The sequence below is a fragment of the Candidatus Limnocylindrus sp. genome (assembly GCF_040397215.1).
In the GTDB taxonomy this organism is placed as follows: Bacteria; Chloroflexota; Limnocylindria; order Limnocylindrales; family Limnocylindraceae; genus Limnocylindrus.
The window spans coordinates 100,570-112,803 of record NZ_JBBAWK010000003.1 but is presented as its reverse complement, the minus strand read 5'-3'; the positions used below and the strand labels follow the sequence as shown (position 1 = coordinate 112,803).

The 12,234-nt window shown below is 62.7% G+C and carries 9 protein-coding genes and 1 tRNA gene; 7 read left to right on the top strand and 3 right to left on the bottom strand.

The window, feature by feature from the left end; all coding sequences use genetic code 11:
• Nucleotides 1-74 precede the first annotated feature (74 nt).
• On the bottom strand, nucleotides 75-776 hold the full coding sequence (locus AC3LCN_RS01900; RefSeq protein WP_488648398.1) for a M48 family metallopeptidase: 702 nt from the start codon (nucleotides 774-776) through the stop codon (nucleotides 75-77).
• Between the two features lie 54 nt (nucleotides 777-830).
• Between AC3LCN_RS01900 and AC3LCN_RS01895 the strand changes: the two genes are divergently transcribed.
• From AC3LCN_RS01895 to leuS, 3 genes are all read left to right on the top strand, one after another.
• Complete coding sequence (locus AC3LCN_RS01895; protein WP_488648397.1) at nucleotides 831-2,057, top strand: MFS transporter; 1,227 nt, start codon at nucleotides 831-833, stop codon at nucleotides 2,055-2,057.
• A gap of 31 nt (nucleotides 2,058-2,088) precedes the next feature.
• Nucleotides 2,089-2,164: transfer RNA gene (locus AC3LCN_RS01890), tRNA-Ala, on the top strand.
• A gap of 42 nt (nucleotides 2,165-2,206) precedes the next feature.
• On the top strand, nucleotides 2,207-4,765 hold the full coding sequence (gene leuS, locus AC3LCN_RS01885; protein ID WP_488648396.1) for a leucine--tRNA ligase: 2,559 nt from the start codon (nucleotides 2,207-2,209) through the stop codon (nucleotides 4,763-4,765).
• A gap of 32 nt (nucleotides 4,766-4,797) precedes the next feature.
• On the opposite strand, the gene AC3LCN_RS01880 is transcribed toward leuS, so the two are convergent.
• Nucleotides 4,798-5,379, bottom strand: coding sequence for a hypothetical protein (locus AC3LCN_RS01880; RefSeq protein ID WP_488648395.1), 582 nt, complete (start codon nucleotides 5,377-5,379; stop codon nucleotides 4,798-4,800).
• A gap of 179 nt (nucleotides 5,380-5,558) precedes the next feature.
• Between AC3LCN_RS01880 and AC3LCN_RS01875 the strand changes: the two genes are divergently transcribed.
• The 4 genes from AC3LCN_RS01875 (at nucleotide 5,559) to holA (ending at nucleotide 10,797) form a co-directional block, all read left to right on the top strand.
• Nucleotides 5,559-6,497, top strand: a complete 939-nt coding sequence (locus AC3LCN_RS01875; protein ID WP_488648394.1) for an LLM class flavin-dependent oxidoreductase — start codon at nucleotides 5,559-5,561, stop codon at nucleotides 6,495-6,497.
• A 63-nt stretch (nucleotides 6,498-6,560) separates the two neighbouring features.
• Nucleotides 6,561-7,205 (top strand): ComEA family DNA-binding protein, encoded by a 645-nt coding sequence (locus AC3LCN_RS01870; RefSeq protein WP_488648393.1) that lies wholly within the window; start codon nucleotides 6,561-6,563, stop codon nucleotides 7,203-7,205.
• 62 nt (nucleotides 7,206-7,267) lie between these two features.
• On the top strand, nucleotides 7,268-9,769 hold the full coding sequence (locus AC3LCN_RS01865; protein ID WP_488648392.1) for a ComEC/Rec2 family competence protein: 2,502 nt from the start codon (nucleotides 7,268-7,270) through the stop codon (nucleotides 9,767-9,769).
• The gene (gene holA / locus AC3LCN_RS01860) at nucleotides 9,745-10,797 is read left to right on the top strand and encodes a DNA polymerase III subunit delta (RefSeq protein WP_488648391.1); all 1,053 of its coding nucleotides are present in this window, start codon (nucleotides 9,745-9,747) and stop codon (nucleotides 10,795-10,797) included. The genes AC3LCN_RS01865 and holA overlap by 25 nt, the downstream gene beginning before the upstream one ends.
• Nucleotides 10,798-10,822: 25 nt before the next feature.
• Here holA and AC3LCN_RS01855 read toward each other — a convergent pair whose 3' ends face one another.
• On the bottom strand, nucleotides 10,823-12,136 hold the full coding sequence (locus tag AC3LCN_RS01855) for an MFS transporter (protein ID WP_488648390.1): 1,314 nt from the start codon (nucleotides 12,134-12,136) through the stop codon (nucleotides 10,823-10,825).
• Nucleotides 12,137-12,234 lie beyond the last annotated feature (98 nt).

The following is a 12,234-nucleotide window of genomic DNA, read 5'->3' as shown; positions in this document are numbered from 1 at the left end:
GACATTCGCATTGTCGAGGTAAGGGGTTCGAATCCCCTCAGCTCCACCAGCCCCCCTTACAGCGAAGCAGGTTCCTAGCGAACCGCGCCCAGGGCGGGAGCCAGCCGCTGCAGTTGGCGCATGCGCGCCGCCTCGTCGGGGAGGTGCCGCTCCACCACCGCTCGGAATCGTGCGCCGTGGCCGTTGGCGCGCAGGTGGGCGAGCTCATGAACAACAACCGCCTCGAAGCATGATGGTGGCGCCAGTACCAGCCGCCACGAGAGCGAGATCGTGCCGTCACCCGAGGCGCTCCCCCAGCGCGTCGACTGATCGCCGATGCGCAGGCGCGTGGGGGTGACGCGCATCTCTGCGGCGTAGACGCTGATCATCTGCTCGGCGATTGTGCGCGCGCGGCGGCGCAGCCAGCTCAAGAGTCGACGGCGCACCACCTCAGGATCCCCCGCGATGGATGGCGGGATCTGGATTTCGCCGTTGAGCGCCGCGATGCTGATCCCGGTGCCAACGACAATATGGTGCGGACGCCCGGCATACGGGATCAGTCCGCCAACGGCGAGGCGACCATCAGTGCCGAGCGCGGTACGACGTGAGGTTACCTCGGCAAGGGAGCGGTCAATCCACTTGAGGCGCGTGGCAATGAATGCCTCAACATCGCGCCGTGCTCGCGCCTCGCTATAGCGCTCCGGCACCACCGCCTCAAGGCCATGTTCATGGTCAATGCGCAACGTGAGGCGGCGTGCACGTTGGCTGCGAATCAGACGATACGGTCGTGGGCTCACGGTGCAGAGTTTCGCATGGCGGCGGTATCTCTCGGCGCGTGGGATGCTCTACCGATGACGACTGCCACCCCAACCCTCACGCGACGGAGCCGCGCGGCGATCTACGCCGCGATCTTCCTCGCCTTCATCGACAACTTCGCCCTGTTGCCAGTCATTGGCCCACGTGCCCAGGGACTCGGCGGCACCCCACTCTTGGTCGGCATTGCCATCGCCGCATATTCGCTCGCAAATCTCGCCTTTGACCCAATCGGTGGCATCCTCGCCGACCGCATCGGCCGTCGCCGCGTCGTAGTTGCCGCACTGGTGATCAGCCCCCTTGCTATCGCCATCTACGCCCTCGCCGACTCGCTGCCGCTCTTCCTGTTGGCGCGCGTCATTCACGGCGCCTCTGGCGGTGTGCTCGCGGCTGCGCTCTTCGCCCTCCTCGGTGACGCTGCTCCAGTTGGTGAGCGCGGCCGAACGCTCGGCCGAGCTGGTGCACTCATTGGCATTGCCGCCGTCTTCGGTCCCGCAACGGCCGCACTGGTCTCCAACTTCTTTGGTGTCAATGCAGTATTCCTTGGCGTTGCCGCCTTTATTGCAATTGGCCTTGCTGTCGTTCTGCCGTTCCTCCCCGAGACGCTGGTGGTCACACCAGCCACGCGCCCAACCGTTGGCGCGTGGCGCCGCATCCTGAGCGAGCCTCGCGTGCGCGTTGCCCTGCTCGCGATCTTCGGACTCGAGGCGGCTGTTGGCACAGTGACCGGCTTCATTAAAGATGGTCTCATTCAGCGGGCACTCGAAGAGGGACGCACGCAAGAGGCGGCGCTCCGATACGCAGCGGGGGCGAGTGGTGGACTCTTCACGATCTTCGGCATCATCGCGATTGCGCTGATGCTTAGTCGCACCTCCACGCGCGTCGACAAGCGCGGGCCGTTCGGTATCTCGCTCATTGGACTTGGCGCGCTGGTTGGTGCGCTCACCCTGCTTGCCATAAGCCCAACGATCACCATCGACCTGGTGGCGATGGTGCTCTACGGCATTGGCTACGGGCTGATCTTCCCAGCGGCGGCTGGCGCCATCGCCATTGCCAGTGCCCCCGAAGAGCGTGGCCGCGCAAACGGTGCGTTCAACGTCTCGTTCGACATTGGGATCTCGGCGGGGCCGATCCTCGGTGGCCTCGTTGCCACACTGGCGATCGGGGTGACCCCGTTCGCTGGCGGGCTCGCCCTCGTCCTACTCTCCCTCGCCCTTCTCCCCCTCGCCGCACGTGGCGCCACGCGAGGTATCGCGCGAGGCTGAGGCGGGAGTGGCTGATACACTCGCTCCCCTTGGGGCTATAGCTCAGTTGGTAGAGCGCTTGCATGGCATGCAAGAGGTCAAGGGTTCGAATCCCTTTAGCTCCACCAAGCCGCCGAATGGCGTGCTTCGGAAGGAGAGGAGCCCCACCCGTGGCCGAGCAAGACGAGCGACTCGAGCGGTACGACCCGACCGAGATTGAGCCGCGCTGGCAGCGCCGCTGGGAGGAGCTTGGACTCCACACCACCGACCTCACCAACACCAGCAAGCCGAACTACTACCTGCTCACGATGTGGCCCTACCCGTCGGGCGACCTACACATTGGCCACTGGTACGTAAAGACCCCGACCGACGTCATCGCGCGCTACAAGCGCATGCAGGGCTTCAACGTCTTCTACCCGGTCGGCTTCGATGCCTTCGGCCTCCCCGCCGAGAACGCCGCGATCAAGCGCAAGATCCATCCGCGCGAATGGACGGTCGCCAACATGGAGAAGATGCGCCTCCAGTTCCGCATGATGGGCGCCTCATTCGATTGGAACGCCGAGGTCGTCACCTGCGATCCGGTCTACTTCCGCTGGAACCAGTGGATCTTCCTGAAGTTTTACGAGAAGGGTGTCGCCTATCGCAAGCAGGCGCCGGTCGACTGGTGCCCATCGTGTCAAGTCACCCTCGCGCGCGAACAGGTTGAGGGTGTTGATCGCGTCTGCTGGCGCTGCTCCACCCAGGTCACCAAGCGCGACCTGACGCAGTGGTTCTTCAAGATCACCGATTACGCTGACGAACTTCTCTCGTTTGAGGGGCTGAGCTGGCCAGAGCCGATTCGTACGATGCAGACAAATTGGATCGGTCGCTCCGAGGGTGCCGAGGTTGACTTCACCGTTGCACCTGCGGCGCATCACACGGGCGGCGAGAAGTTGCGCATCTTCACCACGCGCCCCGACACGCTCTATGGCGCAACCTTCATGGTGCTCGCACCAGAGCATGAGCTTGTCGACACCATCACCACACCAGAGCAGCGCGCCGCAGTCACCGCCTACATCGAGGCAACGAAGCGCAAGACCGAAATTGACCGCCTCACCACCACAAAAGAGAAGAGCGGTGTGGCCACCGGTGCATTCGCCATCAATCCGGTGAACGGTGAGAAGGTTCCAGTCTGGATTGCCGACTACGTGCTCGCCGGTTACGGCACGGGCGCGATCATGGCGGTGCCAGCGCACGACGAGCGCGACTACGAATTCGCCCAGCAGTTCGGCCTGCCGATTGTTCCAGTAGTGGCGCCAGCAAACTTGGCTGCTACACCAAACGACGTACCGCTCCCGTACGTAGAGAAGGCAGAGGGTGCCGCCGTCGCCGTGAACAGCCCCGCCTGGAACGGCGCCGCCTGGCCTGAGTCGCTCACCAAGGCGATCGCCCATCTCGAGAGCAGTAAGAGCGGCGAGAAGAAGGTCACCTACCGCCTGCGCGACTGGCTGATCAGTCGCCAGCGCTATTGGGGCACACCGATCCCGATCATTCACTGCACCACCTGCGGCCCCGTTGGCGTGCCGGTGGAGCAGCTGCCAGTCACGTTGCCTGATGACGTCGACTTCAAGACGACCGGCGAGTCGCCACTGAAGACCGCCACCGCGTGGCTGAACGTGCCGTGCCCGAAGTGCGGCGGCCCTGGTCAGCGCGAGACCGACACGATGGACACCTTCGTCGATTCGTCGTGGTACTGGTATCGCTACCTCGCGCCAAAGAACGAACTTGGCCCAGTCGATCGCAAGCTCGTTGACACCTGGTGCCCAGTCGATCAGTACACCGGTGGTGCTGAACATGCGGTGATGCACCTGCTCTACTCGCGCTTCTTTACCAAGGCAATGCGCGACCTTGGGCTGATCGGCGAATCTGAGCCGTTCACGCGCCTCTTCAATCAGGGGCAGATCCTTGGCGCCGACGGCGAGCGCATGTCGAAGTCGCGCGGCAACGTGCAAGACCCCGACGAACTCGTCAGCCGACACGGCGCCGATGCGGTGCGCCTCTTCTTGATGTTCATGGGCCCATGGGATCAGGGTGGCGCCTGGTCGTCGAGCGGCATCAGCGGCATGGTGCGCTTCCTTGGCCGCATCTGGACACTCGCCCTCGACCCACACGGCAAGGAGCCGGGTGATCCGAACTCTGGCGTTCTCCCCGCGGGCCAAGATCAGGCCGCCGGCGAAGCCGCCGTTCGTCGCGCCGCGCACAAGGCGCTCGGCGGCGTGGGCACCGACATCGAGGCCTTCCGCTTCAACACCGCCGTTGCCAAGCTGATGGAGCTCGCCAACGCGCTCTTCCCGTATCGCGGCAGCCCTGTTGCTGGTACCGCGGCGTGGAACGAGGCGATTCACTACCTGCTCGCCGGCATCGCCCCGATGGCGCCACACCTCGCCGACGAGATGCACAGCCGCGTGCAGGCGGCCGCGGGCATCAGCGGCAGCGACCCGCGCTGGACCTCGATCCATCAGTGCGCATGGCCAACCGTGGACGCCAGCCTGCTCACCGAGAGCACCCGCGAACTGCCAGTGCAGGTCAACGGCAAGCTGCGCGACAAGCTCACCGTGAGCGCCACCGCAACCGAGGCCGAGATCGAAGCGCTCGCCCTCGCCTCACCAAAGGTGCAGCTCGCCCTCGAGGGGCGCGCGCCGAAGAAGGTGATCCACGCCGGCGGGCGTCTCGTCAATATCGTCGGCTAGCGAACAGCGCAGCCGCGCTGCGCAACCAGCAGTTACTGCGCGAGTAGCGCCAACATCGCCGCAACGTCAACGGTTGCGGTCATCACCGTTCCACCAGTTCCAGGGGTCAAGACGATGTCGCTCATTGGAAGCCCCGCAGTCGCATCAGAGCCTTCGATCTTTCCATCCTTGATCGCCGCTGCAAGCGCTTGGGCGAGCTCGTTGGAGATCGTTCCGGTGAGAGCGGCCGTCTTATCGGTGCCGATCACGGTTAGATCCGCAAACGAGGAGAAGGTGTCCGCTGTCATCGTGAAGCGCGTCCCTTCAGGGAGAACGATCGTGCCCGACTCGGCACCGGCCATCAGGCCGTTGATGTCGTCAATACCGAAGCCGCCAAACTCAAAGACAAGATTGGTCGCCATCAGGTTGCCACCACCTACCGAGGCAGGGAGTGTTGGAAGGGTGAGCTTCGCGCCGTCGGCACGGATCTCAACGATCGCGCCCTCAAGGCCCGCGGCCTGAAGCTGCTCGGTTGCGAGCTTGTTGATGGCAGGGGTGACGACAAGGACCCAGGCGCCAACCAGCAGGCCAGCAATCACGCCAAGGGCGATGAGGAACTTGCGGGTCTTGCTCATCTTCTTCTTCTTTGGCTGTGTCTCTCCGTCGACGGTTTCCTGGGCCACGATGCACCTCAAGCTGGCGGGCTGAACCAGATTCCCTGGTTGACAGTTGGCACACTGTACGCGAGAGCCGCGCTGAGGAGTACCCTTGGCGCAACGCGGCGGCCTGCCGCTGGGGTTAAGGAGGGTTCATCGTGGGTGAGGTCAAGATTGGCGCGCTGGTATGGCCACAGTTCACCGAGTGGAAGTCGGTCAAGTCGATGGGCGTTACCGCCGATCGCGTCGGCTTCGACACCCTTTGGACCTGGGACCACATGTACCCGATCATCGGCAACCCGAATGGCCCCATGTTCGAAGGCTGGTCGACGCTTGTCTCGTGGGCCGAGAACACCTCGAAGATTCGCATCGGCCTGATGGTCGGCGCGAACACCTTCCGTGAGCCAACCCTTACGGCGAAGCTCGCCACCACCCTCGACCACATCTCCAACGGCCGCGCCATCCTTGGTGTGGGTGCCGCCTGGTTCGAAGAGGAGCACGAGCACTTCGGCCTGAACTTCGGTGATGGCTTCCCTGAGCGACTGCGCTGGCTCGGCGAGGCCCTGCCGATCATGCGCGGCATGCTCGACGGCACCGAACCGACCGCCACCGGCCCGCGCTACAAGGCGAAGACGGTGCGCAACCTTCCTGCCCCCATTCAGAAGCACCTGCCGATCCTGATCGGCGGCGGCGGCGAGCAGGTCACGCTAAAACTCGTTGCCAAGTACGGCGACGCTAACAACGTGAGCGGCACCCCTGAGCAGGTCGCACACAAAGAAGAGGTGCTGCTGAAGCACTGCGAGGCGATTGGCCGCGATCCCGGCACGATCGACCGCACCATTGGCATTGGCAACGTGGTGATTCGCAACGATGCCGCCGAGGCCCTGCGCATCCACAAGACCCAATTCGCCGCCAACGGCATCGAGCCAGCCTGGGAGAACCAGCCGGTAGGCACCGTTGATCAGATCGTGGAGCACCTCGCTCCGTACGTGAAGATCGGCTACCGCCACCTGATCGCCGGCTTCTCTACCCCACACGATGAGGAGTCAATGATCCGCTTCGCCGAAGAGGTGCTGCCGAAGCTCAAGCAGATCTAGCCGCGGGCCACACCGCATTGGCGCGGTACGTGCGTAATACCTCGCGGAACGCACGATGCATTCGTGTTGCACCGATATCGATGGCCGGCGCTGATCATTGGCTCCGTACTCGCAGTCGCCCTGATCTTCAACTTCTCTGCGGAGCCGGATTTCACGGTGGCGGCGACCCCAACAGAGTCAACAGGGGTACCGCAAGAGTCATTTCAAACCTCTGAACTTCGCGTTGAGGTAAGCGGGGCAGTCCGTTCTCCTGGCGTCTACGCGCTACCCGCCGGATCTCGGCTGATTGATGCCATTACGGCCGCTGGTGGGTGGGGGGAACGCATTGATCCGCTCCGCATTGAGATCTGCCTCAATCTCGCTGCACCGCTCACTGACGGCTCTGCAATTCGCATCCCATCGCGAGATGACCGCTTCATGCTCGGCGTGCAGGGGATACTCTGCGGAACGCTCTACGCCGCCCCTGGGGACATCGCGGCGGCTGACGTAGCGGGCTCAGTCGCTACAACTGCTACAGGTGGAAAGGTTGACCTAAATACCGCGAGTGCAGAGCAGCTCGACACGCTGCCAGGCATTGGCCCTGCTACGGCGGCAAAGATCATTGCCGCGCGCAAAGATGCGCCATTTCTGATCGTTGACGATCTCCGCACGCGAGGGATCATCAGCGATCGAGTTCTCCAGCAGATCCGCCCGCTCGTAACACCGTGAGCAAATGGCGCCGCGGGGCGCCACGACTCGGGGGGCGCGCTGGGTGGGCCGCCATCGCAGCAGTGGCGACCGCTCAGCTCTCGTTGCTGCCCATCCCCGCCACGACCCTACGCGCTGGCGCACCTACCCTTGCGCTCGGCGCACTTGTCTTACTAGCGCCGCTGGCACGAAGCGCGCATCTCAGAGTGAACGACCTAATCCGTGCGGCGCTCCTAGGCGTTCTACTCATCAGTGCGCGCATAGCACTACTTGGCCCGCCCATCCCTCTCGCAGATGGTGCAGCGGCCCTCGTGCCAACAGGCGAGGTTCATGGACAAGTCGCGGCGCTCCTTGCCCCACTTCGTGGGGCACAACGATTCATCATCGAAGTTGATGGGTTGCGCATTCAGGTGGAGGCGCCGCCAAATCCAAGTGTGCGTACCGGCGACACCCTGCTCACGACACTTGCGCAGCGGTCCGTAACGCCCGATGCTCAAGAGCGACTGCGCATCCGGGGCATTTCAGCGACAGCGCGAACGCGAAGTGTGCAGATCGTCTCCCGAGGTAGTCCGCTTGAGTCACTTCGGGCGGCCCTCGGCGACGCCATTGAACGCGTGCTTCCAGCACCAGCTGGTGGGCTTGCCGCGGCAATCGTGATCGGCTTGCGGGAGCGAGTCGACGAACGTCTCGCGGCAGACTTTACGGCGACGGGCCTCGGACACGTTGTTGCGCTCTCTGGCTGGAATGTCGCGATCACCATGGCCGTGGCTGATCGATTTGCGAAACGGCTCCCTACCAAACGGCGTCGCCCTCTGCTGATTGCTGTAGCAATTGGCTATGGTCTCTTCGCCGGCGCGAGCGCCAGCGTCATCCGCGCCAGCTTTATGGCTGCCGCGGCGCTGATCGGTGCGGCTTCTGGTCGACCTGGCTCCGGGGCGGTTGCGCTGTCACACGCCGTTCTCGCCCTGATGGTGCTTGATCCCGCGATTGCGGCTGACCCTGGCTTTCGCCTCTCGGCACTAGCGACTGCTGGGCTGCTGGCAAAGAGCCAGCGCTGGTCCGAGTGGGCCACAGCGTTTGGCGAGAGGCTCCCCAAGCACCTCCGCACAGGTTGGTCCTTTATCGGCGGCGATGTTGCCGTGAGCCTCGCCGCCCAGGCGGCAACGCTTGGGCTCGTCATTGCCCTCTTTGGGCGAGTTGCGGTTTGGTCTATTCCTCTGACGCTCTTGATCGCCCCTCTTATTGCCCCGGCCACCGCCGCCGCGATTCTCGCCACGATTGCTGGTGGGCTAGTGCGCATGCTGCCGCCCCAACTCGTAATCGTGCCGAGCCTGCTGGCTCTTCCGGCAACGGCGCTCTTCAGTGCTGCCGCGTGGATCGCCCAGGTCGGCGCACACCTACCCGCTGGCGGCATCGAGGTGCCTCGTGGGGCCACGCTCAGTATTGGACTCGCCCTCAGCGCGGCTGGTGTTTGGCTTCTCCTGCGAGATGAGCCGCAAAGCAACCTAAAGCAAGCGGATGGTAACTCGGGATCATCCAGTGCGGCAGCAGAGCGGCTGGCGTTTGGCATCGCGCTGTTGATCGCAGTGAGTGCGCTCACCTCACTTGGCAGCGCTGCACCGCGAGGATCCCTACGAATCACCGTGCTTGATGTTGGGCAAGGCGATGCAATCCTTGTTGAGGTATCTGGCCGTCGCATGTTGATTGACGGCGGTCCTGACCCTTCGCGCCTTAGCGCTGAGTTAGATCGCATCATCCCGGCTTGGGATCGTCGAATTGATCTGCTTGTGGCTAGCCACCCACATGAGGACCACCTCGCCGGACTCCCAAAACTTTTAGACCGATATCGCATTGCCTCGGTCATCGGTTCAGAAGACCGCGGCGGGGGGCCAGCTGCATCAAGTTGGAGAGAAATCTTGCATCGGAGTCGTATCTCGTACCACCAGGTCTTTACTGGCGAGAGGTTCCAGCTTGGAGCTGCGCGGTTAAGTGTCCTTTGGCCAGATAAAACGTACCTGTCGTTGCCGCCTGGCAACGATGGTCGCGCGCTCAATGATCGATCAATCGTCTTGCGACTTGACGTTCCAGGCTTTAGTGCGCTGTTCACAGGAGATATCGAAAGCGACATTGACGCGCGCATCATCCACAACATCACTACCCCCGTTGACCTTCTGAAATCGCCGCATCACGGAAGTAAGGCGTCGGCGAGCAGGGCACTACTGAGCGTGCTTAATCCACGGGTTGCTGTCGTATCCGTTGGAGCAAAGAACTCCTATGGCCACCCCTCTACTGAGACTCTTCAACGCCTTGGGGAGCACGGTGCCGTAGTTGAGCGAACAGACCTCAACGGCACTGCGACCATCACCGTGCCGTTGCGACGCCCAGATCGCATCGTTGTTCGGAGTGGTGTCGGCGAACGCCTTGCCCCTGCGCGTTCTGCCATTGGTCGTCGCGCTCCAAGTGCAGCAGCCGCCGATGCCCTGTGGCCGACCCGCCTCGCATCGGTTGGCGTGGCGGGTGAAGGCTCAGGCTGCCCCATCCCACGCGCTAGGATCCGCCCATGGGAACGGCACCGATCCTCCTAGCCTGGGGCGACGACCTCCTCCTCATCGAGGAGGCGGTGGCGGCGCTGGGCGTCCGCATGGCTGCCGAGGACCCTATGGGAGGAGGGCTCCCCGAGAAGGTGCGACTCAAGGCTGAGGGGCGCGGCTCTGGCGACGGGGCCGAAGTGCTCGGCGAGCTACGCCGCCGGCTCGGCACGGGCGGCCTCTTCGGGGGCGGCTCACTGATGGTCGTGGCTGGCGCTGGTCGGCTCGGGCGCACCAAGGATCTGCGCGCCAACCTCACCGACACCCTCGCCAACATGGCGCCAGGTAACGGTGTCGTCTTCGTCGATCAACGCGCGCGCCGACCGAACCTCAAGGGAGCGCGTCCCGACGGGCCTGGCGAACTTGGGCTGTTGGTGCAGGATCGCGGCGGCAGTGTGGTGCTCTGCGCATCGCCTGGACCGGGTGAGCTGGCATCGTGGCTGCTCGCGCGCGCGAAGAGTGCCGGCCGCGAGATCGCAGGCGATGCGGCGAAGTCAATTGCCGAGCGGCTTGGAGCCGAGGTGCGCGAGCCCGACCTTGATCGCAGCGGCATTCGCATGACGGCGGTCGTGGAGCTTGAGAAGTTGATTCTGGCGATTCCCACCGGGCCGATCTCACTTCGTGCCGTTGACGCACTCGTTGCCGATCGCGGCGTTGGCTCACTCTTTGCCTTCGCCGACGCAATCGTCTCACGCAGCGGCACGCTTGTCTCAAAGCACCTGCTACGTGCTGTCAGTGAGCCAGGGCCAATGGTGGTGGCAACGCTGCATCGCAAAATGCGTGACCTCGCGCAGATTCATGGCGCAACCGTTGTTGAGGGTGTGTCAGTAGCCACCGCAGCGCGAACGATTGGCATGCATGAGTTCCCCGCCGGCAAGCTTGCCGAGGCGGCACGTAAGTGGAGCAGCGCAGAGATCGCCGACGCGATCAACGGCCTTGTTGAGTTGGATGCGATTAGTAAGGGTGACGGCGAGCGAGCCTGGGGCCCGGCGCTGACTCGCTGGAGCGCTGCGCGCATTCGCTAACGCAGCGCTCCGAGCGCGTCGAATATCAGCCTTCGCGCTGCTCTGGAACTCCTTGCAAGAGATACCAACCTACGAGCATCGTCACGAGTAGAGTCAGCAGGCCAATAGCGTATGCCAGATTGCCCAACGACTCATGCAAAAGGAATAGCGTTGCGCCATACAGAAGTCCACCAAGTACCTGGGAGCCCTTGCCCACGAGGCCGTAGAGGCCGTAGAACTCACCCAGCTGCTTTGGTGGCGAGAGTCGATACATAAGGATTCGGTCAGCGCCCGAGAGGCCGCCGAAGCCGAAGCCGAGAATTACACCCGCGACAATGAACATGATCTGGCCGACGGTAAACCCGGCGACAGCCTCTCCCGTGAAGAAGAGTGAGATCGACCCAATCACCAGGGCGACAGACCAAAGGGCTAACACCTTGTTGAGTGAGGCCTTGGGTCCGTGGCTATCGGTGCGACGGCCCCAAAACAAACCGCCTACTACAGCCGTGGTCGCGAGCGCTACAAGTACCACACTTGCCATGCCCACCGTAAATCCGACAGCAGATACTGCAAACACGGTCATAATTGAAATCACTGTATTTTGCGCATCTGTATAGAAAAATCGGGCGGTTAGGAATCTGCGAAGCCCAGGCACCTTTTTGAGTTCACGAATAGTGTCAAGGGTTGCCAAGAGTGAATTCTTCTTCGTCGCCCGGCCAGCTGGCTCTGGCACTTCTTTAATGAAGACAAACATTGGGATTGCCAAGATCCCGAAGAGTACTGGGGCAAGCTTAAAGATGTTTGATAGGAAGGTGTAGTACTCGGTATCCGAAGGAACATCCGGGAGTGATCCTGCCATCACAAGAATGATGACGCCAATCAAAATTGTTCCCAAATACCCGAGGCCGTTTCCTAGACCCGATACCCAACCGCGATTCTCTGGCGTACTGACCAACTTAATGGTTGCGTCATAGTAGACCAACGAGGCCTGGTAGCCAAAGTTGGCTAAGCAGAACAGTACGACGCCAATTTGGACCGGAGCATCCGGGATGAAGAAAGCGGGGACAATTGCCATCAGGGTAAAGAAGAGCAAATATGGAAGCCGCTTACCTGCTCGATCAGATACCGCGCCGATCGCAGGAGAGATCAGTGCGTTGAAGCCGACTGAAATGGCAATTGCGATCTGGAACCAAAGCCCGCCATCGGCTTCCCCGAGTTGGCGTGTGAGGTAGAGGCCGATCGCATACGAAAAGATTCCGTACGACCAGATGGTGTTAGCCAAGTCGTAGAGGGTCCACGAGGCGATCCAGGTCGCCGGAACGGTGATCTTGACGCCGCCGGCGGCGTTCCGTGTCGCCATGTTTGTCCTCCCAATCCCGAATCCGCAGCGCGGGCACGCTGTCGGTTCGGTCAGGAGACATGATGAGGGTTCAGGGGGCGTTATGCCCCTCTAGGCGC

What these genes read in the sequence shown, in the direction of transcription:
- AC3LCN_RS01895 (WP_488648397.1), top strand. Translation starts at nt 831, where the DNA reads ATGACGACTGCCACCCCAACCCTCACGCGACGGAGCCGCGCGGCGATC.
- AC3LCN_RS01880 (WP_488648395.1), bottom strand. Translation starts at nt 5,379, where the DNA reads ATGAGCAAGACCCGCAAGTTCCTCATCGCCCTTGGCGTGATTGCTGGC.
- holA (WP_488648391.1), top strand. Translation starts at nt 9,745, where the DNA reads ATGGGAACGGCACCGATCCTCCTAGCCTGGGGCGACGACCTCCTCCTC.
- AC3LCN_RS01855 (WP_488648390.1), bottom strand. Translation starts at nt 12,136, where the DNA reads ATGGCGACACGGAACGCCGCCGGCGGCGTCAAGATCACCGTTCCGGCG.